The sequence below is a fragment of the Geothrix sp. 21YS21S-2 genome, assembly GCF_030846775.1.
GTDB lineage: Bacteria > Acidobacteriota > Holophagae > Holophagales > Holophagaceae > Mesoterricola.
This window is the reverse complement of the sequence record NZ_CP132910.1, coordinates 2,509,729-2,531,891: the sequence shown is the minus strand read 5'-3', so window position 1 is coordinate 2,531,891 and position 22,163 is coordinate 2,509,729. Positions and strand designations below refer to the sequence as shown.

At 68.6% G+C, this 22,163-nt stretch carries 13 protein-coding genes and 1 tRNA gene; 8 read left to right on the top strand and 6 right to left on the bottom strand.

What is annotated here, in order from left to right:
• The first annotated feature begins 112 nt into the window (after positions 1–112).
• The 4 genes from RAH40_RS11150 (at position 113) to RAH40_RS11135 (ending at position 4,997) form a co-directional block, all read left to right on the top strand.
• On the top strand, positions 113–1,909 hold the full coding sequence (locus RAH40_RS11150; protein WP_306602295.1) for a TonB-dependent receptor domain-containing protein: 1,797 nt from the start codon (positions 113–115) through the stop codon (positions 1,907–1,909).
• 40 nt (positions 1,910–1,949) lie between these two features.
• Positions 1,950–2,024, top strand: a tRNA-Val gene (locus RAH40_RS11145).
• Between the two features lie 84 nt (positions 2,025–2,108).
• Positions 2,109–2,675, top strand: a complete 567-nt coding sequence (efp, locus tag RAH40_RS11140; protein WP_306602195.1) for an elongation factor P — start codon at positions 2,109–2,111, stop codon at positions 2,673–2,675.
• 108 nt (positions 2,676–2,783) lie between these two features.
• Positions 2,784–4,997: an HAD-IIB family hydrolase gene (locus tag RAH40_RS11135; protein ID WP_306602194.1), complete on the top strand. Its 2,214-nt coding sequence runs from the start codon at positions 2,784–2,786 to the stop codon at positions 4,995–4,997.
• On the opposite strand, the gene RAH40_RS11130 is transcribed toward RAH40_RS11135, so the two are convergent.
• The gene (locus RAH40_RS11130; RefSeq protein ID WP_306602193.1) at positions 4,939–6,393 is read right to left on the bottom strand and encodes a hypothetical protein; all 1,455 of its coding nucleotides are present in this window, start codon (positions 6,391–6,393) and stop codon (positions 4,939–4,941) included. The genes RAH40_RS11135 and RAH40_RS11130 overlap by 59 nt on opposite strands.
• Positions 6,394–6,602: 209 nt before the next feature.
• Between RAH40_RS11130 and RAH40_RS11125 the strand changes: the two genes are divergently transcribed.
• Entirely contained in the window at positions 6,603–7,262 is a 660-nt protein-coding gene (locus RAH40_RS11125) for a Crp/Fnr family transcriptional regulator (protein ID WP_306602192.1), read from the top strand.
• Between the two features lie 172 nt (positions 7,263–7,434).
• Here RAH40_RS11125 and gltA read toward each other — a convergent pair whose 3' ends face one another.
• Entirely contained in the window at positions 7,435–10,191 is a 2,757-nt protein-coding gene (gltA, locus tag RAH40_RS11120) for an NADPH-dependent glutamate synthase (protein ID WP_306602191.1), read from the bottom strand.
• A gap of 182 nt (positions 10,192–10,373) precedes the next feature.
• On the opposite strand from gltA, the gene RAH40_RS11115 reads away from it, so the two are divergent.
• Complete coding sequence (locus tag RAH40_RS11115) at positions 10,374–11,318, top strand: carbamate kinase (RefSeq protein ID WP_306602190.1); 945 nt, start codon at positions 10,374–10,376, stop codon at positions 11,316–11,318.
• Positions 11,319–11,338: 20 nt separating this feature from the next.
• Here the strand turns inward: RAH40_RS11115 and RAH40_RS11110 are convergent, their stop codons facing one another.
• The gene (locus RAH40_RS11110) at positions 11,339–12,928 is read right to left on the bottom strand and encodes a methyl-accepting chemotaxis protein (RefSeq protein ID WP_306602189.1); all 1,590 of its coding nucleotides are present in this window, start codon (positions 12,926–12,928) and stop codon (positions 11,339–11,341) included.
• 224 nt (positions 12,929–13,152) lie between these two features.
• Complete coding sequence (typA, locus tag RAH40_RS11105; protein WP_306602188.1) at positions 13,153–14,979, bottom strand: translational GTPase TypA; 1,827 nt, start codon at positions 14,977–14,979, stop codon at positions 13,153–13,155.
• Between the two features lie 157 nt (positions 14,980–15,136).
• On the opposite strand from typA, the gene RAH40_RS11100 reads away from it, so the two are divergent.
• On the top strand, positions 15,137–16,390 hold the full coding sequence (locus tag RAH40_RS11100; protein WP_306602187.1) for a type IV pilus twitching motility protein PilT: 1,254 nt from the start codon (positions 15,137–15,139) through the stop codon (positions 16,388–16,390).
• A 299-nt stretch (positions 16,391–16,689) separates the two neighbouring features.
• Positions 16,690–17,550 (top strand): class I SAM-dependent methyltransferase, encoded by an 861-nt coding sequence (locus RAH40_RS11095; RefSeq protein ID WP_306602186.1) that lies wholly within the window; start codon positions 16,690–16,692, stop codon positions 17,548–17,550.
• A gap of 35 nt (positions 17,551–17,585) precedes the next feature.
• Here the strand turns inward: RAH40_RS11095 and RAH40_RS11090 are convergent, their stop codons facing one another.
• Both RAH40_RS11090 and thiC read right to left on the bottom strand, forming a co-directional pair.
• Positions 17,586–20,285 (bottom strand): sensor histidine kinase KdpD, encoded by a 2,700-nt coding sequence (locus tag RAH40_RS11090; RefSeq protein WP_306602185.1) that lies wholly within the window; start codon positions 20,283–20,285, stop codon positions 17,586–17,588.
• A gap of 12 nt (positions 20,286–20,297) precedes the next feature.
• Positions 20,298–22,127: a phosphomethylpyrimidine synthase ThiC gene (gene thiC / locus RAH40_RS11085; RefSeq protein ID WP_306602184.1), complete on the bottom strand. Its 1,830-nt coding sequence runs from the start codon at positions 22,125–22,127 to the stop codon at positions 20,298–20,300.
• Positions 22,128–22,163: the final 36 nt, after the last annotated feature.

Genomic DNA, 22,163 nt, shown 5'->3' with positions numbered 1-22,163 from the left:
GCACACAGGGGAAACCCGGCACCTTCGTTGGGCTTGATTAGTTGCCCAACTGCCGGCTTTTCGAACGGAGGGAGGAATGGCCAGGCACCGGCTGTTGGAAGGCATGTTGTATGTGACATTTCTGGGCCACGGCCTCCAGGGGGCGGAGGGACGCCGCCCTCCCCAGGCGGGCGCCGAGTCCTCGCAGTTCTTCGCCCGGGGCTTCGAGCTGGAATTCGGCACCGATTTCGAGGTGGAGCTGGGGGGCATCCCCCTCAACACGCCCTCCCACGTGCACGGCCCCGGCTTCCTGGACCAGGCCCTGGTGATCCCCGAGGTGGTGGAGGGCTTCCAGTACGCCAAGGGCCCCTACCGCTCGGCCCAGACCGCCGTGGCGGGGCGGGCCTCGATGGAGCTGGTCCCCGCGCTGCGCGAGCCCTTCCTCTCGTTCACGCACGGCGGGGCCCGCACGGACCGCTTCGCGCGCTTCCTGTGGACCGAGACCCTCCCGTCCAGCGTCACGTACGCCCTGGACCTCACCCGCAACGAGCGGCCCTGGGACGACCTCACGGGGTCGGCGCGCCTCAACGCCGCCTTCCGCAAGGACGGCGAAGGACCCCGGGGCCGGTGGAGCCTCACCCTCCTGGGCTCGGACGACAGGACCGACGCCGGCGGCGCCAGTCCCGTGCGCCCCTGGACCGGGGACGGCACTCCCGACGACGCCAGGGCGGGGGACGGCACCCGGAACCAGCGCGTGCTCCTGGGCTGGCGCCTTGCCGCCCGGGAGGGCCCGGGCCGGACGGGCCGGGTCCGCGTCTACGCCGGCGCCCATCACCAGCGGATCTGGAACAACTGGACCTTCTTCCTCCGGGACCCCGTGAACGGGGACCAGACCGAGCAGGTCGACCGCAGGGCCTTCGTGGGGATGGATTCCGAGCGGACCTGGGACCGGGGCGCCTGGACGCACACCCTGGGCCTCCAGGCCCGCGCGGACCGCGTGACCGCGGAAGTGACCCCCACCGCGGACCGGGAGCGCCTGGGGGCGTCGCCCGCGCCCAGGCTGGCCGCGCGGGGGGGGCTCTACCACGGCACCCTGCACGGCCAGAGCGCCCTGCGCCTGGGCCGCGGGTGGGAGGCCTTCCTGGGCATGCGCCTGGACGCCCACAGGAACCGCGTCAGCGCCCTGGCCGGACCCTGGTCGCCCCAGGACCGCGGCCAGGTCCTGGGGAGCCCCCGGGCCGGCCTCTCGTTTTCGCCCGCGGAGGGCACGGTCTTCTCGGCCAGCGCCGGCCGGGGGTTTCGCATCGGCGACGCCTTCCGCGACACCCGTCCCATGGTCCGCACCACCAGCGCCGAGGTGAGCGCCCAGACCCGGCCCCTGGCCCCCTGGGTGGCGAGCCTGACGGTCTGGCGCCTGGACCTGGAGGCGGAGGTCCTCTTCGATCCCGGGAAAAACGCCTTCACGGCCCGGGGCCCGGCCCGCCACGAGGGCGTCGAGCTCTACAACGAGGTCCGCACCGGCCCCTGGCGCGCGGAGCTGGCCTGGGGCTGGAACCGGGCCGCCTTCAAGGAGCCCGCCCACGGCCTGGACCACGTGCCGGGCTCGGTCCCGCTCACCGGGTACCTGGGCGTGGGCTGGTCGGACCGGGGCCTGGGCCTGGAGGCCAGGGTCCGGCGCACGGGGGTCCGGCCCCTCACCGGGGACGGGGCGGTCACCGCCGGGCGCCAGGACGCCCTGGAGCTGAAGGCCCAGGTCGACCTGGACCGCTGGTCCTTCGGGGTGGAGGTAATCAATGCCTTCAATTGGAAGAAATACAACTACCAGTACCACTACGCCTCCCGCTTCCCGGACGGGGAGGCGGTGGCGGACCGGCATCTGAAGGCCGCCGACCCCCAGGCCATCCGGGTGGAGGTGCGCAGGCGATTCTGATCTGGACAAATCCCTCCGAGGTGCTACTCTGATGGACCGCGGGCGTATAACTCAGCGGTAGAGTGCTACCTTCACACGGTAGAAGTCTCAGGTTCGAATCCTGATATGCCCACCACCGACAAATGGCCCCTGGGTGAAACCGGGGGCCATCTGATTGGAAGTCACAAAATCAGCAACCGGGACTCCACGAGGTGATTCCATGCCCTTCATCAACGCCGTCCAGCTCCGCGTCGGGATGATCGTCAATTTCGAGAACGAACTCTGCCGGGTGACCTTCGTCGAGCACCAGACCCCCGGCAACCTCCCGGCCCGCATCGCCACCAAGATGAAGCGTCTCAAGGACGGCCTCAACCGCGAGAACCGCTTCGGTTCCGCCGAGAAGGTGGACAAGGCGAGCCTCGAGCAGCACATGATGGAGTTCCTCTACGAGGACGGCGACAACATCGTGCTCATGAACGGCGAGACCTACGAGCAGCTGGAGATCCCCAAGGAGTTCATGGGCGACGACGCCGTCTTCCTCCAGCCCAACATGGTCGTGGAAGTGGAGTTCTACGAAGAGAAGGCGCTGAGCATCACCCTTCCTCCCAGCGTCGTGCTCGAGATCGTCGAGACCGAGCCCGTCATGAAGAACGCCAACGCCACCGGCTCCTACAAGCCCGCGAAAATGGAGAACGGCGTCATCGTGAACGTCCCCCCCTACATGGAAGCGGGCGAGAAGATCCGCGTGAACACCGTGGACCGCTCCTTCATGGAACGCGTCAAGTAGCAGCGCCTCATACGCGAAAAGGCCCCGGATTCCGGGGCCTTTTCGCGTACCTGGAACCTGCGGCCCCCGGCCGGCATCTCAACGGAACGTCCTGTTCCGGAGAACCAAGTGAGGGAAAGCGGCATCTACATCCTGATGATCAGCGTCCACGGACTGATCCGGGGCACCGCGCCGGAACTGGGCCGGGACCCGGATACGGGCGGGCAGGTGCTCTACGTGCTGGAGTTGGCCAAGGCCCTGGGCCGCCAGCCGGACGTGGCCCAGGTGGACCTGCTCACGCGCCTGGTGCAGGACCCCGCGCTGCCCGCGGACTATGCCCAGCCGGAGGAGGCCCTGGGGCCCCACGCCCGGATCATCCGGCTGCCCTTCGGCCCGCGGCGCTACGTGCGCAAGGAGCTGCTCTGGGACCACCTCGACCAGCTGGTCGACCGCTTCCTCGTGTACGCCCGTGAGCTCCCCCGCCTGCCGGACGTGCTCCACAGCCACTACGGGGACGCGGGCCTGGTGGCCCAGCGCCTTTCCGCGCTTCTGGGCATCCCCTTCCTGCACACCGGGCATTCCCTGGGCCGGTGCAAGCGGGACCGCCTCCTGCAGGCCGGAGGCAAGGAGGCCGCTCTCGAGCGGACGTTCCATTTCGAGCGCCGCATCCGGGCCGAGGACGAGGTGCTGCGCCACGCCGCGCGGGTGGTGGCCAGCACCCGGCAGGAGGTGGCCGAGCAGTACGGCCTCTACCCCCACTTCGACCCGCGCAGGGCCGTGGTGATCCCTCCGGGCACGGACCTGGGGCGCTTCACGCCGCCGGCCTCCCGGCACCCCGAACCCGCCATGGCGGCCCTCGTGGACCGCTTCCTGGCGCGCCCCCGCAAGCCCCTGGTGCTGTGCATCGGCCGCCCCGTGCCCTCCAAGAACATCCTGGGCCTGGTGGAGGCCTACGGTCTCGACGCGCGCCTGCGGGCCCAGGCCAACCTGCTCCTGGTGGCCGGCCACCACGAGGACATCCGGGACATGGACGAGGAGGGCCGCCGCACCTGGGAGGAGCTGCTGCTCGCCCTGGACCGCTTCGACCTCTTCGGGTCCGTGGCCTTCCCCCGCACCCACCGCGCGGAGGACGTCCCCGGCTTCTACCGGCTGGCGGTGCAGCGCCGGGGCGTCTACGTGAACCCCTCGGTCCAGGAGAGCTTCGGGCTCACCCTCATCGAGGCCGCCGCCACGGGGCTTCCCGTGGTGACCACCGACTGCGGCGGCCCCCGGGACATCGTGGCCAACTGCCGCAACGGCACCGTGGTGGAATCCCGCGAGCCCGCGGCGCTTTCCGCGGCCATCCGGGACGCCCTGGAGGATCCGTCGCGGTGGGCGGCATGGGCCCGCAACGGCCTGCGGCGGGTGCGCGACACCTACAGCTGGGACGCCCACGTCGGGAAGTACCTGAAGGTGCTCCAGCGGCTCCTCAAGCGCGGCCGGAAGCAGGCCCGTAGGGAGCGGGCCGACCTGGACCCGGCCCCGGGCACCTCCCCCTTCCTCCACGCGAGGGCCGCGCTCATCTGCGACCTGGACGGCACCCTGCTGGGCGACCGGGAGTCCCTGGACCAGCTCCTGGCCTGGATCCGGGAGCAGCGCGGCGCCCTGGCCTTCGGGGTGGCCACGGGCCGCAAGCTGGACAACGCCCTGTGGGCCCTCAAGACCTGGGGCGTGCCCGAGCCCGACGTGATCATCAGCGGCATCGGCACCGAGATCCGCTACGGCTTCAACCGCGCCCACGACCAGGCCTGGGAGAACCACATCCGCCAGGGCTGGAGGCGGGAGGACCTGGCGTCCGCGCTCAAGGACGTGCCGGGGCTCCGGCTCCAGAACCACCGCAAGCAGGGGCCCTACAAGCTCAGCTACAACGTCAAGCCCAGCCGCATGCCGCCCCTGGAGACCCTGGTGGCCAACCTCCACCGCGCCGGCCTCCAGGCCAACCTCGTGTACTCCGAGTCCCGGAACCTGGACGTGCTGCCCCGCTGCGCCTCCAAGGGCCACGCGGTGCGCTACCTCGCCTTCAAGTGGGGCATCCCCCCGGACCGCTTCCTGGTGGCCGGGGATTCCGGCAACGACCGGGACATGCTCCTGGGCGACATGCTGGGCATCGTGGTGGGCAACCACAGCCCCGAACTGGGCGAGCTGCGCGGGCGGGCCCGGGTGTACTTCGCCAACCAGCCCTGCGCCGCGGGGATCCTCGAGGGGATCCGCCACTACAGCCTCCGGTTCCCCCTCCCCTTCGTCTTCAGTTCAGGTCCCGCCCTGGAGGTTCGAGAATCCGAAGGGCTGGCATGGATAGGCTGACCTCGGCGCTCTCCAGGTAGATGCCCAGGCTGCGCCCCGAGAACCGGGTGTCCACCAGGGACAGGCGCACCACCCCGTTGACCGAGAGCTCGATGTAGCCCGCCCACCGGATGAGCCGGAGGGAGTAGCGCCGGTCGGCGATGGGCGTGAACTCCCCCACCTGCAGGCTCTCGTAGATGTAGTTCTGGAACACCCGCTCCAGCCGGTTGCCCCAGGCGCGGATCTGGGCCTTGCCCCGCTCCGTGTCCAGGGAGATGAAGTAGCCGTTGAGCAGGTCGTCCAGCCCGAAGACCAGGCCGCAGTCGCCCTGGCGAAGGGTCTGCCACTCCAGCTCCCAGATCCAGGACCCCTCCGCGGCCGGCACGGTGAAGAGCTCGAACCCGCTGCGGCAGGCGAAGCGGATGCGCTCGCCGTCCACATCGCAGCTGGCGGTGGGGTTCTCCAGGCAGGGCTTGAAGGCGTCCCGCAGGAAGGGGGCCATCCCCCGGACCTTGTCCGCCCAGCGGTGATAGCTCACGAGCTCCAGCCTGCCGTCCCCGCGCCGGCGCAGCTCCTTGGGCGGGGGCAGGCTCCGGGCCCCGCTCTCCACGTTGATCCCGTCGATGTAGAACGAGTAGATGAGGGTGCGGTCGCCGTCCCGCATGGCCCGGGCCGCATAGTTGCCCTTGGGGAGCAGGACGTTGTTGTTGAAGGCCCGGTACTCCCCCTGGAAGGTGTCGCACCACCAGTAGTGCACCTCCACATCCTCCCGGATGGAACCGATGAGGTAGTACGTCCCCTCCAGCTCCACCAGGCAGGGGCACTCGATGTCGTCGTACATCCGGGGGAAGAAGAGGGGCGGCTCGATGAGGTAGCCCTCCTCCGCCCGCCGAACCAGACCCACGCAGCCTCGCCGGCTGACCGGTCCACCGATCACCCGGGCGCAAAGGAGGAGCCACTCCTGCCCGGCGCTCCGCCAGAGGTAGGGGTCCCGGAAGGACACCCAGCCCCGTTCCGAGTAGCCCGGCCCCTCGTAGTGGCTGCCCGTGGGAAGGAGCGGAAGGTTCTTCTCGTTCTCCTTGCGCCAGGCCACCAGGTCCCGGGAAACGGCCCGCCCGATGCGCTGGAAGTAGCCGTTCTCCGCCCGGTGCAGGCCCGTGTAGAACATCTCGTAGAGCTTGCGTTCCGGGTTGTGGCTCACGTGCATGGTCCAGAGCATGTCGTCGTCCCAGGTTCCCGGCTCCCCCGTGAAGATGGCGTTGCGGGTGCGCGACCAGTTCATGCCGTCCGGGCTCACCGCGTGGGCGATGTAGTCGTGGTTGGGCAGCACCAGGTGGAAGAGGTGGAAGAGCTTCCCCCGCCGGATGACGTCGATGTCCCCGATCTCCCACTCCCTGAACCCGCGAGATGTGTACATCCCCTGTCCTTCGAAGGTTTTTGCATTTCCGTGCAAGGGTTTGATTCCCGCCGGCCTTCCCCGTTCCCAAAGGTTGGGAAGATTGCGCGTGCGGAAAAGTCCAATTTCCTACCGGGTGGTCTGCTATAGACCCGCACAGAGATTCACGGTCGCCCTCGTTGTGTGATACAAATCACTGTGCAATTGGGGTGCTCATGGGGCAGGCCATCGTGAATCTGAGACGCATCGACTACCTGGCAGGACTGCCTGCGGCGGAAGCCGAGGAGTTGGCCACCGTCAGCGAGCTGCGGCGGTATCCCAACGGCAGCCCCGTCTTCACCCAGGGTGAGGCCATGCCCGGCGTCTTCGTGGTGGTGCAGGGCGCCCTGAAGGTGTTCCGCACCGACGGCCGCGGCAAGATCCAGGTCATCGACATCCTCCAGCCCGGCACCTGCGTGGGCGAGGTCCAGGTGTTCGACGGCGGCGTGGCCGCCAGCGGCGCCGAGGCCCACGGGGACACCGAGTGCTGGCTGGTGCCCGCCGGCGCCCTGCGCATCATGGCCACCAAGAACAACGCCGTGGCCATGTGCATGATCCAGCACTTCGCCGGCAAGGTCCGCCACCTCATCAGCCTGGTGGAGACCCTCAGCCTCCACAGCGTCCCCGAGCGGGTGGGCCAGCTGATCCTGGAATACCAGGGCCGCAACCCCGGCCGGGCCCTCGTGGAATTCAAGGAGACCCAGGAGGACTTGGCCCAGTGCATCGGCGCGAGCCGGGAGGCCTTCAGCAGGGCGCTGCGGCTGCTGGCCGACCTGGGGCTCATCCAGAGCACGTTCCCGGTCGTGAGGATCCTGGACATCCAGAAACTGCAGCGGTACGCCCGGGGCTGAGCAGACAAGGATCTTTTTTATCCTTTCCCATCCCCGTTCATCCCTGGCAAATTCAGCGTTTAATTTGCCGGGGATGAAAAAAGATAATATACAAGGGGTTTCAGGAGCCCTGGCACGCGTCGGCAGGAAGGCTATCGTCGGCGGCCCCGGCTGGGGATCGCGTCCACGGCCTCTAGATTCCCATCAGCTGCTTGTGCATCGCTTCCGCGGCCCGCCTTCCCTGTCCCATGGCCAGGATCACCGTCGCCCCGCCCGTGATGACGTCGCCGCCGGCGAAGACGCCCGGCACCGTGGTCTCCCCGGTGGCCTCGTCCACCCGCACCACGCCGCCCTTGAGGGTCTTGAGGCGGTCCTCGGTCTGGGCGATCAGCGGATTCACGGAGAAGCCCAGGGCCACCACCAGGGTGTCGCAGGGCAGGGTCACGGTCTCGGCGGTGGCGCGCACGCCGCGGCGGCCGTCGGGGCCGGGTTCGGTGAGCTCCATGACGGCGCACTCGATGTGGGTGATCCAGCCCTTGTCGTTGCCGATGCAGCGCAGGGGGTTGGTGAGGAAGTGGAAGTGGACGCCCTCCTCCTCGGTGTGCTCCAGCTCCTCCTTGCGGGCGGTGGATTCCTTGATGGTGCGGCGGTAGACGATCGAGACCGATTCGGGGCCCAGGCGCCGCGCGGCGCGGGAGGCGTCCATGGCGGTGTTGCCGCAGCCCACGATGACCACGTGCCTGCCGACCGTCACCGGCGTGCCGGATTCGGGGAAGAGGTCGGCGCGCATGAGGTTGATGCGGGTGAGGAACTCGTTGGCTGTGTAGATGCCCTTGAAGTCCTCGCCCGGGATCCCCAGCATGCCGGGCAGGCCCGCGCCGGTGCCCATGAACACGGCGTCGTTTTCGGACCGGAGCTCGGCCAGGGTCATGGAGCGGCCCACCAGGGTGTTCAGGACGAACTTCACGCCCATGCGGCGCAGCGTGTCCACTTCCTTCTCCACGATGGCGTTGGGCAGGCGGAACTCGGGAATGCCGTAGAGCAGCACGCCTCCGGGGCGGTGCAGGGCGTCGTAGACCGTGACGTCGTGGCCCTTCCCGGCCAGCTCGCCGGCGACGGTGAGGCCCGCGGGGCCCGCGCCCACCACGGCCACCTTGCGGCCCGTGGCCGGCGCCATGGGCGGCGTCTCGGGCTCGGCGGCCAGCAGCGCGTCGGCGGCGAAGCGCTCCAGGCGCCCGATGCCCACGGCCTCCCCCTTGATGCCCACCACGCACTTGGCCTCGCACTGCTTCTCCTGCGGGCACACCCGGCCGCACACGGCGGGCAGGCTCGAGGACTGCTTGAGGATGCGGGCGGCGCCCAGGGGATCGCCGGCCTCGATGCGCTTGACGAAGGCCGGGATGTCGATGTTGACCGGGCACCCCTCGATGCACTTGGGCACCTTGCAGTCCAGGCAGCGCGCGGCCTCCAGCCGGGCCTGCTCGGCGTTCAGCGCCAGGGTCACTTCCGAGAAGTTGCCCACGCGGATGGCCGGATCCTGGCAGGCCGCCACCTGGCGGGGGATCTTCATGCGCTGGGCGGGCTTGAGGGAGGGCAGGTCCAGGTTCTGCCAGTCCAGGTCGGCCACCGGCGCGATGAAGGGCATGTCCGCGTCCGTCACCGGGTGGCTGGACATGCCCAGGTTGCACACGTGGTCCTGGGCCGCGGTCTCGTCCTCCTTGTACCAGTTCTGGCGCATGCGGAGCATGTTGAAGTCGACCTTGTGGCCGTCGAAGTCGGGGCCGTCGAAGCACGCGAACTTCATCTCGCCGCCCACCGACACCCGGCAGCCGCCGCACATGCCCGTGCCGTCGACCATGAGGGCGTTGAGGCTCACCAGCGTGAAGATGCCGCGCTCCCGGGTGGCCTCGGAGACCGCCTGCATCATGGGCATGGGGCCCACGGCCACCACCTCGGCCACGGGTTCGCGCTCCAGGATCTCGGCCAGGGGCTGCGTGACGATGCCCTGGCGGCCCAGGGTGCCGTCGTCGGTGGTGATGATGAGCTCGTCGGACGCGGCGCCCAGCTCCTCCGCCAGGAGCACGCGCTCACGGGAGCGGCCTCCCAGCACGGTGATCACCCGCTGGCCCCGGGCCTTGAGGGCCTGGGCCGCGGGGAGGATGGCCGCGCTGCCGTAGCCGCCGGCCACCAGCACCACGGTGCCCTCCTCCACCAGCTCCGTGGGCTTGCCCATGGGACCGGCCACCGCGAAGAGCTTGTCGCCCTGGCTGAGCTTGCCCATGGCCTTGGTGGTGGCGCCCACCTCGACCATGACGAAGCGGATCCAGCCCTTGCGGGCGTCGCCGTCGGCCAGGGTCAGGGGGATGCGCTCGCTCTTCTCGAAGGGGGCCACCATGAGGAACTGGCCGGGCTTGCGGCCCCGGGCCACCATGGGGGCTTGGACGATGAAACTCCAGGTCTCGGGGGCCAGGAGGCGCTTCTCCAGGATCAGGTAGCCGTCGGCGTTCACCTCGTCGCCCATGTACAGCGACTTCCCCTTGAGCAGCGGCAGCATGACGTGCTCCTCGGTGTCGATGTGCTGGCGGATCAGGTCCATGAGCCTACGTGCCTGCTCCTGGTAGATGCCCGGCTCCTTCACCACCCCCCCGGCGTTGGCCGCCAGCAGGAGGAGGGTGAGGTCCCACATCTCCCGGTGGTCCCCGATGAGCTGGTCCATGAGCGCCTCGGCGCCCAGCTCGTCCAGGAGCGGCAGCAGCTCGCGCTCCTCGGCCTCGTTGTGGGGGCGCAGCACCTCGTAGACCCACCGGCAGGCGCGGTCCACCTGGGCCCAGTCCTGGGCCAGCAGGGCCGCGGCCAGCTCGGACATCTTCGTCATGGCCGACAGGTGCAGCAGGTGCCATTCACCCATGGAAGTTTCGTCGTGGACCATGGAAGAGGTGGAAAGGGACATGGCTATCTCCGGGATTCGTTAAATATGCACCAACGGCCAAGCTCACGGGGAAATCGGGGCCCCCAATGTGCCCGACATCACTCGATGATCCTTTGATCGATAATTGACCAGGAGGTCAAAAAAATCGATTGAAAAAAATTTACCATGAAAGGTAAAATTTTTCATCCAACCGGAGGAACACCATGACCAGGACCGTAGTCATCGCCATCGGGGGCAATTCCCTCATCGCGGACGATTCCCACCAGTCCGTGGCCGACCAGTACGAGGCCGCCGCCGAGACCTGCGTCCATATCGCGTCCATGCTCAAGGCGGAGGACCTCCGCCTGGTGGTGACCCACGGCAACGGCCCCCAGGTGGGATTCATCCTGCGCCGCTCCGAACTGGCCGCCCAGGAACTGCACATGGTGCCCCTGGATTCCTGCGTGGCCGACACCCAGGGCGCCCTGGGCTACCACCTGCAGCGAGCCATGCGCAACGAGTTCAAGCGCCGGGGCGTGACCCGCACCCCCGCCACGGTGGTCACCCAGGTGCTGGTGGACCGCGCCGACCCCGCCTTCGCCAAGCCCAACAAGCCCATCGGCTCCTTCATGAGCGCCGCCCAGGCCGACGAGCACCGGGCCAAGGACGGCTGGGACCTGGTGGAGGACGCCGGCCGGGGCTTCCGCCGCGTGGTGGCCTCGCCCAAGCCCAAGGTCATCCTTGAGCTGGAGGCCATCAAGAGCCTCCTGGACGCCGGCTTCGTGGTCGTGGCCGGGGGCGGCGGGGGCATCCCCGTGGTGGAGGACGCCGAAGGCCGCCTCACCGGCGCCGCCGCCGTCATCGACAAGGACCTGGCCTCCAGCCTCATGGCCCAGCAGCTGGGCGCCGAACTGCTCATCATCTCCACCGCCGTGGAGCAGGTGTGCCTGGACTTCGGCAAGCCCACCCAGCGGGCCCTGGCGAAGATGACCCTGGCCGAGGCCCGGCAGTACATCACCGAGGGCCACTTCAAGCCCGGCAGCATGCTGCCCAAGATCCAGGCCGTGGTGGCCTTCATCGAGGGGGGCGGCAAGGAGGCCCTCATCACCGACCCCGCCCACCTCGCCCAGGCCCTGCGCGGCGAGACGGGCACCCGGATCGTTCCCTAGCCTGTCCCGAAGACAGGCTCTTAAAGGGTGAAATGGCGGACCTTCGACTGAAGGTCCTCCGACAGCCTCGTCAGTTCCTGGGCCGTGCGGGCCACCTCCGCATTGGAGGCCGACATCTGGGTCACCGCGGAAGCCACCGCGATGGCCTGCTGGGAGCTGGCGTCCACCTGCCGGGACACGTCGGCGCCGGCGGTGGCCTGTTCCACGGTGGCCGCCGCCACGGAGCGGGTCTGGTCGGCGAAATCGCTCAGGGTCCGGCGGATGGCCTCCAGGGTCTCCACCGTGGTGCCCACCGTGGCCTCGCCCTTGGTCACGGCCTCCCGGGCCGCGGAGATGAGGGCGCTCACTTCCTTGGCGGAGGAGCCGCTGCGCTCGGCCAGCTTGCGCACCTCCTCGGCCACCACGGAGAACCCCTTGCCGTGGGTGCCGGCCTTGGCGGCCTCGATGGCGGCGTTGAGGGACAGCAGGTTGGTCTGGTTGGCGATCTCCTGGATGACGCCGACCGCCGTCGAGATCTGGCCGGCCGTGCCGGCGATCTCGCCCATGGCCGCATGGGTGCTGGAGCCCGCCGCCTGGCCCCGGTCCGTGGCCCGCAGGGCCTCGTCCAGCAGCTTCAGGGAGGACTGGGCCCCGGCGTTCATCGCGTCGATGGAGTAGGACAATTCGTTCACGGAGGCCGACATGGACTCGCTGCCCTGGCGCAGGTTCTCCGAGGCCTTGGCGATGTCCTGGGACGTCGTGGCCATCTGGTCCGCGGAGGCCGAGAGCTGGATGGCGCCGCTGGCCACGCCCTCCACGCCGCCGCGAACGTCGGTGAGAACCGCATGGAGGCGGTCCACCATCGCGTTCAGGCGCGCGCCCATTTCGCCGAACTCGTCCTTCCGGTCCAGCGTCGCCCGGGCGGTGAGGTCGCCTTCGGCCACCGTGCCCAGGAGCTTGCCGAAGGCGACGAGGGGATCATTCACCTGCTTGACCAGGACCCAGCCCAGGAGGGCCCCCGCGAGGATGCCCAGCGAGGCGAAGCTGATGCCCAGGGTCGTCCCGCGGCGGAACTGGGCCCGGCCGTTCTCCAGGGCTTCCGAGGCCCGGCGGGCGTTGTCCTTCACCAGGGCGGCCCCCAGCGGTCCCATCTGGCGGTCGAGGGGGTCGATCAGGTCCCGGAGGATCCGCCGCCCCCCTTCCGCATCCCCCTTGCGCGAGGCGGGCAGGACCAGGTCCCGCCGGACCCGCATCTGCTCGAGGAGGAGGGCGTGGTACTGGGGTCCCACCTTCATGGCGACCTCGGTCGTCAGGGAGGCCTTGTAGCGTTCCCAGGCCGCCGAGAGGTTCTCGTCCATCTTGTCCATGTCGGCTTCGATGGCCGCCTTCTCGGCGGGGGTGGAGGCCCGCAGGTGGTTGTTGGCCAGGACCAGGGCCCGCAGGGTGGCGGTGCGCACGGTGGTGAGGTCGCCCACGGGCAGGAGCTGGTCGTGGTAGATCTGCTCGCACCGGGTCTGGGCGGCCCACACGTCCTTGATGGCCAGCCCCAGGGTCGCAAGGAGCACGAAGCTGAAGGTGGCGACCACGAGCTGGATCTTTCGTTTGACGGGGAGGTTCCGGAAATCGAGCATGGCGCAGTCCTCGGGAAGGGGGCTGCCCCGCGGGGCGCGAGGCGGGAAACGGAGGGAATCCTCCTGGAGGCATCCTGCGCCACGGTCGGATTCAGGCGGAGCCTCAAGCATTGGCGGGTATGGGGGGCCCTGTCCAATATCTTTTGGCTATGCCATTGATCGTTTTCCGGTATCGGCGTACGCGGGCGGGCCGGGTCCCAGGACCCGGCCCGCCTCGGTCAATTCTAGTTGTTGGACTTGCGGTCGGCCTTCTTGCGGTCGTTCTCCGAGAGGATGCGCTTGCGCATGCGGACGAAGTTGGGGGTGACCTCCACCAGCTCGTCGTTCTCGATGTACTCCAGGGCCTGCTCCAGGGTGTGGTCCCGGGGCGGGGTGATGCGGGTGGCCTCGTCGGCGCCGGAGGAACGCATGTTGCTGAGCTTCTTGACCTTGCCGATATTGACCACCAGGTCGTTCTCGCGGGCGTGCTCGCCGACGATCATGCCCTCGTAGCACTTGAAGCCGGGATGCACGAACATGACGCCGCGGTCCTCCAGGCTCATGAGCGCGAAGCCCACGGCCTCGGTCTGGTCCATGGAGATGAGCACGCCGTTCTTGCGCCGGGGCAGTTCGCCCTTGTAGGGACCGTAGTGGCTGAAGAGGCTGTGGATGATGCCTTCCCCGCGGGTGTCGGTCATGAACTCAGAGCGGTAGCCGATGAGGCCGCGGCTGGGGATCTTGAAGTGCAGGCGGATGCGGCCCATCTCGTTGGCCATGTCCTGCATCTCGGCCTTGCGGGAACCCAGCTTCTCCATGACCACGCCCATGAACTCCTCGGGCACGTCGATGGTGATGTCCTCGTAGGGCTCCAGCTTCTCGCCGGTGACGGGGTCGGTGTGCAGGATCACCTCGGGGCGGCTCACGCAGAGCTCGAAGCCCTCGCGGCGCATGGTCTCGATGAGCACGGCCAGGTGCAGCTCGCCGCGGCCGGAGACCTTGAAGCTGTCGGGGCTCTCGGAGTCCTCCACCCTCAGGGCGACGTTGTGCTGGAGCTCCTTGGTCAGGCGCTCGCGGATGCGGCGGCTCTGGGTGTGCTTGCCGTCCTGGCCCGCGAAGGGGCCGTTGTTCACGACGAACATCATGGAGATGGTGGGCTCGTCGATGTCCACGTACTCCAGGGCCTGGGGGCTCTCCAGGCTGGCGATGGTCTCGCCCACCCGGATGTCGGGGATGCCGGCCAGGGCGATGATCTCGCCCGAGGAGGCCTCGGTGAGGTTCACGCGGGTCAGGCCCTCGAAGCCGTAGAGCATGGAGACCTTCTGGCTCTGGATGGTGCCGTCCCGCTTGATGAGCGCGACCTGCTCGCCCACCTTGATCCGGCCGTTGACGATGCGGCCGATGCCGATCTGTCCGACGAAGTCGTTGTAGTCCATGAGGGTGACCAGCATCTGCAGGGGCGCCTCGGGGTCGCCCTTGGGGGCCGGGCAGTGCTTGACGATGGCGTCGAACAGCGGATCGAGGCTGTCGGCGGGATCGTTGATGTCCATCATCGCGTAGCCCTGCTTGGCGCTGGCGAACACGCAGCAGAAGTCCAGCTGCTCCTCGGTGGCGCCCAGCTCGATGAGGAGCTCGAACACCGCGTCCTGGCTCCACAGGGGGCGCGCGCCGGGGCGGTCCACCTTGTTGATGACCACGATGGGCCGCAGGCCCAGGGCCAGCGCCTTGCGGGTGACGAACTTGGTCTGGGGCATGGGGCCGTCGAAGGCGTCCACCACCAGGAGGACCGAGTCCACCATGCTCAGCACGCGCTCCACCTCGCCGCCGAAGTCGGCGTGGCCGGGGGTGTCGACGATGTTGAAGCGGTAGCCGCCCCAGTGCATGGCCGTGGTCTTCGCGAGGATGGTGATGCCGCGTTCCCGTTCCTGGTCGTTGCTGTCCATGGCCCGTTCCTGGACCCTCTGGTTGTCCCGGAACATGTGGGCGCCCTTGAACATGGCGTCCACCAGGGTGGTCTTGCCATGATCGACGTGGGCGATGATGGCGATGTTGCGGATCTTCTCGATGGCGGTCATTCGGGTCCTTGGAAAGATCTGGCAGCCGGGTGCGGTCCCGGCAGAACCTTCGATTTTAACAGACAAAAGGCATTTCACCCATCCCGGAATTGCCCGGAAGGCTTAAGATGGTGCGGAAACCTTCCATGGATTCAAGGAAAAAGTCGCGGAGCGGGTCATGCATATCAATGAATTGCTCACCACAATCGTCGACCTGGGAGGGTCCGACCTGCATCTGAAGGTCGGCAACTACCCCATCGCCCGGGTGAAGGGCCGCCTGACCCCCCTGACCCAGTTCAAGAAGCTGGTCCAGGAGGACACCATCGCCATGGCCTACTCCATCATGGCCACGGACCGCCAGAAGGCTAAGTTCAAAGAAAACATGGATATCGATCTCGCGTACTCGGTCCCCGCCCTGGGCCGGTTCCGGTGCAACATCTTCAACCAGCGGGGCACCGTGGGCATGGTCCTGCGCGTCATCCCCCGGCGCATCTTCTCCATCGAGGACCTGATGCTGCCCCGGGCCCTGAACAAGATCTGCGAGGAGCAGCGCGGGCTGGTCCTGGTCACCGGCACCACCGGCTCGGGCAAGTCCACCACCCTGGCCGCCATGATCGACCTGATCAACGCCACCCGGAGCGAGCACATCCTCACCATCGAGGACCCCATCGAGTATCTCCACCGGGACAACCTCTCCATCATCAACCAGCGCGAGGTGGAGGCCGACTGCAAGAGCTTCGCCACCGCCCTGCGGGCCGCCCTCCGCCAGGACCCCGACGTCATCCTCGTGGGCGAGATGCGCGACTACGAGACCATCGAGACCGCCATCCACGCCGCCGAGACCGGCCACCTGGTGTTCTCCACCCTCCACACCCTGGACGCCTCCGAGACCATCAACCGCGTCATCTCCGTGTTCCCCCCCCACCACCAGAAGCAGATCCGCATCCAGCTGAGCCAGGTCCTCAAGGCGGTCATCTCCCAGCGCCTCGTCCCCCGGGCCGACGGCCAGGGCCGGGTGCCCGCCGTGGAGGTCCTCATCGCCACCGAGACCGTCAAGGCCTGCATCGAGGACAAGGACAAGACCAAGGGCCTCAAGGACGTCATCGCCCAGGGCACGTCCCAGTACGGCATGCAGACCTTCGACCAGAGCCTCTACTTCCTCCTCCAGGAAGGCCTCATCACCGTCGAGGAGGCCCTGAAGCGCGCCACCAACGTGGGCGAGTTCAAGCTCCGCCTGGAGGGCATCGCCTCCACCGCCGAGATGTCCCGGTCCAACATGGACAAGGGCATGTCCATCAGCTCCGGTCTGGGCCGGGAGGCCGGCGGCGCGCCCCTGGCCCCCCAGGCCCCGCGGCTCGACCCGAACCGCCCCCAGAACAAGCCGGGGGACCAGGGGCCGGGAGGGGATATCAAGATCACGCTGGCGAGGTAGGGACCGAAGGCAACCCAAGCCTGCGTGGAGAAATTTGCGCAGAGCAGGGCCGGGAGGCGGGGCCTTCCCACGGTTCCTCCCCGGAAAAACCAGGACGCCGGGGCCTTCAGGAACCCGAGGGGGGCAGAGGCCCTCCCCGCAGCGGCCGCTGAAGTAGCTGGGGGACAAGAGGACGAGCGTGCATATCAAGGTCGCCTTGGACCGGCAGGGGCGGGGAAGGCGCACGAAAGAGGGCTTGTGGCCCGGTGGGTTGATCGCCATGATGAGGGCTGCCGGTGGCACAAACGGACATTATGTCCATGAAGATTCGAACGCTCGCCGCCCAGATCGGCTTGCCCTGGTGGCTGAGGATCGCCATCAAGGTGGCTCTGGGCCGTGTGCCCATTGCGCACCGCCACTGGAAGGCCCTCGGGTTGTTCGAACATGGGCGGATGGAAGACCCGGCCTATGCCCGCCGAGTCTGGGACAGCCACGCCGGCGCCCTCGTCCACTGCCAGGGGGCGCCCACAAAGGCGTTCCTGGAACTGGGACCGGGGGAAGGCGGCTTCACCATCGGCAATGCGCTGGCTGCGGGGTTCGAGACGATCTGCCTGGTGGACGTCCAGCGGTTGTTCGAGCCCGCGGCCTACCTCACGCCCGAAGCCCTGGCCCTGTGCGGAGTGACCCTGCCTCCCGAGGTGGCCCGATCCAGGGTCCGGTACCAGACCGAAGGCCTGCCCTGCCTTTGCGGCCAGGCCGGGGACACGTTCGACCTGGTGATTTCCCACACCGTGCTTCAGCATGTCCGGCGCGCCGAGGTGCCGGCCTACCTTAGGGAGCTGTTCCGCATCACCCGCCCGGGCGGCGTGGGCTCCCACCGGGTGGACTTCCGGGACATGCTGGGGGGCACCCTGAACAACCTGCGCATCGGTTCCGGACTCTGGGAACGGGACTGGTTCGCCCGTTCAGGGTTCTACACCAACCGCCTCCGCCATTCCGAACTGGTCGGCGGGTTCAGGGCCGCCGGGTTCGAGATCATCAAGGACCGCGTCGAACTGTTCGAGACCTGTCCCGAGGCCGCCCGGCACCGCTGCCGCGAATTCCGGGGGCTGACGGAAGAGGACCTCCGGGTCAAGGGCTGCAACCTCGTCGTCCGGAAGCCGATGCGTCCGGCTTCGTAACCGGGGGCCTCCGGTTGCGCTGACCGGCTCCCTGCTCACTCCTCGGAGGCCCGGGCCGGTGCCTTCCCTTCCAGCGGCAGGCTGATCCTGAAGCTCGCCCCGCCCTGAGGCCGGTTGCTGGCCTGGATCTTCCCGCCATGGGCGTCCATGACGCCCTTGCAGATGGCCAGGCCCAGGCCGGCGCCCAGCCTCGATTCGCCCTGCTGGAAGCGCACCAGCTTCTCGAAGATCCGTTCCTCCTGCTCCTCGGGGATGCCGGGGCCATGGTCGGAAACGCAGATCGTCAGGGCCCGGTCGGTGGCCCAGGACTTGATCTCGACGGGCTGGCCGGGGGGGGAGTAGCGGTGGGCGTTCTCCAGGAGGTTGATCAGCACCTGCTCCATGAGCACGGGGTCGGCCTGGAACCGGGGAAGGTTGGCGGGCAGTTCCAGGTTCACCGTGCGGTCGGGCATGAGGGGCTTGAGGCGGGCGAGGGCGGTCTCCACCAGCTCCGGGACGGCCATCCATTCCTTCTTGAGCTCGACGCCCGATTCCAGGCGGGTGGCGTCCAGGAGGTTGGTGACCAGGCGGCTCAGCTGGTGGCCCTCGTCGTGGATGACGGCGGCCAGCTGGTGGCGGGCCTCGGGGGTGAGATCCGCGTCGCTCTCCAGGAGGGCGCGGGCGGCGGAGGTGATGCCGGCCAGGGGCATGCTCAGGTCGTGGGACACCGAGGACAGGAGGGCGCTGCGCACCTGCTCCCGGTCCATGCGGCGCTGGGTGTCCAGGTTCTTCTCGGAAAGGATGGTGCGCTCCAGGGCCAGGGCGGTGTGGTTCGCGAAGGCCTCCATGAGGTGGCGCTGATCGGGTTCCATGCTCTCGGCGCCGGCCGCGGCCAAGGGCTGGATGCCCAGGACGCCGATGAGGCCGTGGGAGCCCTTGAGGGGCAGGTACAGTGCATGGGCGCCGGGCAGGGTGTCGGTGCCCAGGCCCGCGGCCTCGTGGTGGTCGTAGACCCACTGGGCCACGCCCAGTTCGTCCTCGCCCATGGGCGGGGCCTTGGCGTCCCGGTGGGCCACGAGCCGCCCCCCGGGGCCCGGCAGCGAGATGGAGATGCTGCTCTGGAAGTGGTCGGCCAGGATGCGGATGGAGACGTCCATCATGGCCTGCGAGCCGAAGGTGCGGGTCAGCTCGCGGCTCAGGCGGAACAGGGCGCGCAGGCGCTGCTCGCGGGTGCGCGCCAGGCGCATCTGCGCGCGGATGCGCTCCGTGAGGTTGCCGATGACGGCTCCCACCAGCAGCATCACGGCGAACGTGGCGATGTGCTTGAGGTCGCCCACCGCGAAGGACCGGATGGGCGGCACGAAGAAGAAATCCAGGGAAAGGACGCTGAGGCCCGCGGCCACGAGCGACGGCAGCCGCCCGAAGCGCGTGGCCACCAGCAGGATGCCCAGCATGTAGAGCATGACGTGGTCGGCCAGTTCGAAACGGCGGCCCACGAGGAGACACGCGCCGGTGATGACGGCCACCATGACCGCGCCCCAGATGAAGTGGGCCGGGGCCGGCCCCGCGCCTGCGGGAAGCGCCTTGCGCCGGCGCCTGGCGGTGTCGGGGACCTCCCCGGGGATGACGTGGATCTCGATGGTGCTGGTCAGCCGCACCAGGTCGTCCACCAGGGAGCCCGCGATGAAGGCCGGCAGGCGCGAGCGGGTGGGCTTGCCCAGGATGATGCGGGTGACGTTGTGGGCCAGGGCGAAGGCCAGGATGTCCTCGCCCGTGGAAAGGTCCCCCTGGATCACGGAGGTCTCGGCCCCGAGGCGCTCGGCGAGGCGCAGGTGGTCCTCGAGGTGGGCCCGCTCCTCGTCGGAGTAGCGGATGTGCTTGCCGGTCTCCACGTACAGCGCGATCCACGGGGCGCCCATGGACTCCGCCAGGCGCCTCCCGGCGCGGATCAGGCTCGCGGAGCGGGGCTTCGAGTTGATGCACACGAGGATGCGCTCGCCGGCGGCCCAGGTCCTGCCCTTGAGGCCCTGGGCCTCCATGTAGCGGCGCATGTCCGCGTCCACGTGCTGGGCGGTGCGGCGCAGGGCCAGCTCGCGCAGGGCCAGGAGGTTCCCCTTGCGGAAGAACCGCTCGGAGGCGTACTGGGCCTGGTCGGGCACGTAGACCTTGCCCTCCTTCAGGCGCTCCAGGAGCTCCTCCGGGGGGATGTCCACCAGCTCGATCTGGTCGGCGCGGTTGAGGATCGTGTCGGGGATGCTCTCCCTCACGATGACCCCGGTGATCTGGGCCACGGTGTCCTTGAGGCTCTCCAGGTGCTGGACGTTGACGGTGGAGTACACGTCGATGCCCGCCTCCAGGAGGTCGAACACGTCCTGCCAGCGCTTGACGTGAAGGGAGCCCTGCACGTTGGTGTGGGCCAGCTCGTCCATGAGGATCAGCGCGGGGCGGCGCCTGAGGGCCGCCTCCACGTCGAATTCCTCCATCTGGACGCCGCGGTAGGGCAGCTGGCGCTTGGGCAGGAACTCCAGGCCGGCGGTGAGGGCCATGGTCTCGGCCCGGCCGTGGGTCTCCACCACGCCCGCCACCACCTCCACGCCCTCCATCATCCGGAGCTGGGCATCCTGCAGCATGGCGAAGGTCTTGCCCACGCCGGGGGCCATGCCGAAGAAGATCTTCAGCCGGGCCCGCGATTTCCGGGCTTCCTCTTCTTGGACGGTCTTGAGCAGGGCGTCGGGGTCGGGTCGGTTGGGTTCCACCGGAAAAGATTACTACGCCTGATGGTAGATCTCCGCACCCGTGGCCTCGAATTCCTTGCTCTTCTCCTCCATGCCGGCGGCCAGGGCCTCCTCCTCGGCGAGGCCGTGGGTCTTGGCGTACTCCCGCACGTCCTGGGTGATCTTCATGGAACAGAAGTGGGGGCCGCACATGGAGCAGAAGTGGGCCACCTTGGCCCCTTCGGCCGGCAGGGTCTCGTCGTGGAACTCCCGGGCGGTGTCCGGGTCCATGGCCAGGTTGAACTGGTCCTCCCAGCGGAACTCGAACCGGGCCTTGCTCATGGCGTCGTCCCAGAGGCGGGCGCCGGGGTGCCCCTTGGCCAGGTCGGCGGCGTGGGCGGCGATCTTGTAGGCGATGACCCCGTCCTTCACGTCCTTCTTGTTGGGCAGGCCCAGGTGCTCCTTGGGGGTCACGTAGCAGAGCATGGCCGTGCCGTACCACCCGATCATGGCCGCGCCGATGGCCGAGGTGATGTGGTCGTAGCCGGGGGCCACGTCGGTGGTGAGCGGGCCCAGGGTATAGAAGGGCGCCTCGCCGCAGACCTCCAGCTGGCGGTCCATGTTCTCCTTGATGAGGTGCATGGGCACGTGGCCGGGGCCCTCGATGATGACCTGGACGTCATGCTTCCAGGCGATCTTCGTGAGCTCCCCGAGGGTGTCCAGCTCGGCGAACTGGGCCTCGTCGTTGGCGTCGGCCGTGGAGCCCGGGCGCAGCCCGTCCCCCAGGGAGAAGGCCACGTCGTAGGCCGCCATGATCTCGCAGATGTCCTCGAAGTGCGTGTAGAGGAAGTTCTCCTGGTGGTGCGCCAGGCACCACTTGGCCAGGATCGAGCCGCCCCGGCTGACGATGCCCGTCATGCGCTTGGCGGTCATGGGCACGTAGCGCAGGCGCACGCCGGCGTGGATGGTGAAGTAGTCCACGCCCTGCTCGGCCTGCTCGATGAGGGTGTCCCGGAAGATCTCCCAGGTGAGGTCCTCGGCCTTGCCGTTGACCTTCTCCAGGGCCTGGTAGATGGGCACGGTGCCGATGGGCACGGGGGAGTTGCGGAGGATCCACTCCCGGGTCTCGTGGATGTTGTCGCCCGTGGACAGGTCCATGACGGTGTCGGCGCCCCAGCGGATGGACCAGGCCATCTTCTCCACCTCCTCCTCGATGGTGGAGGCCACGGCGGAGTTGCCGATGTTGGCGTTGATCTTCACCAGGAAGCTGCGCCCGATGATCATGGGCTCGGTCTCGGGGTGGTTGATGTTGCAGGGGATCACGGCGCGTCCCCGGGCCACCTCGCTGCGCACGAACTCGGGCGTGATGTGGCTCTTGATGCCGGCGGCCTCGCGGCCCATGTTCTCCCGGATGGCGATGAACTCCATTTCGGGGGTGATGATGCCCTGGCGGGCGTAGTGCATCTGGGAGACGTTCCGGCCGGCCCGGGCCCGCATGGGCTGGCGCTCGGCGTGGAAGCGGATGCGGTCCAGCTCCGGGTCCCGTTCCCGCAGTTTGCGGTAGAGGCTGGTGGCGCCGGGCAGCTCCTCCACGTCCCCGCGCTCCTGGATCCAGGCCAGGCGAAGGGGCTTGAGCCCGCGGGCCAGGTCAACCCCGCCCTGGGGGTCGGTGTAGGGGCCCGTGGTGTCGTAGAGGTCCAGGGGGGCGTTGGGCGTCAGGGTGCCGTCGAAGTCCCGGGTGGGGTGGAGGCTGATGCGGCGCAGGGGCACCCGCAGGTCGGGCCGGGAGCCGGGCACATAGATTTTTTCCGAAGCCGGGAAGGGCACGAGGCAGCTTGCGAGGACGGAACCTCCAGTGGGCTGGGAATCGGGAATAGTTGACATGTTGACTCCGGCATCGGGGCGGCTCAGGTTGCCCTA

Coding starts and splice junctions, on each gene's coding strand:
- typA (WP_306602188.1), bottom strand. CDS start 14,979: ATGACCGCCATCGAGAAGATCCGCAACATCGCCATCATCGCCCACGTC.
- RAH40_RS11110 (WP_306602189.1), bottom strand. CDS start 12,928: ATGCTCGATTTCCGGAACCTCCCCGTCAAACGAAAGATCCAGCTCGTG.
- RAH40_RS11115 (WP_306602190.1), top strand. CDS start 10,374: ATGACCAGGACCGTAGTCATCGCCATCGGGGGCAATTCCCTCATCGCG.
- RAH40_RS11130 (WP_306602193.1), bottom strand. CDS start 6,393: ATGTACACATCTCGCGGGTTCAGGGAGTGGGAGATCGGGGACATCGAC.
- RAH40_RS11100 (WP_306602187.1), top strand. CDS start 15,137: ATGCATATCAATGAATTGCTCACCACAATCGTCGACCTGGGAGGGTCC.
- thiC (WP_306602184.1), bottom strand. CDS start 22,127: ATGTCAACTATTCCCGATTCCCAGCCCACTGGAGGTTCCGTCCTCGCA.
- RAH40_RS11095 (WP_306602186.1), top strand. CDS start 16,690: ATGAAGATTCGAACGCTCGCCGCCCAGATCGGCTTGCCCTGGTGGCTG.
- efp (WP_306602195.1), top strand. CDS start 2,109: ATGCCCTTCATCAACGCCGTCCAGCTCCGCGTCGGGATGATCGTCAAT.
- gltA (WP_306602191.1), bottom strand. CDS start 10,191: ATGTCCCTTTCCACCTCTTCCATGGTCCACGACGAAACTTCCATGGGT.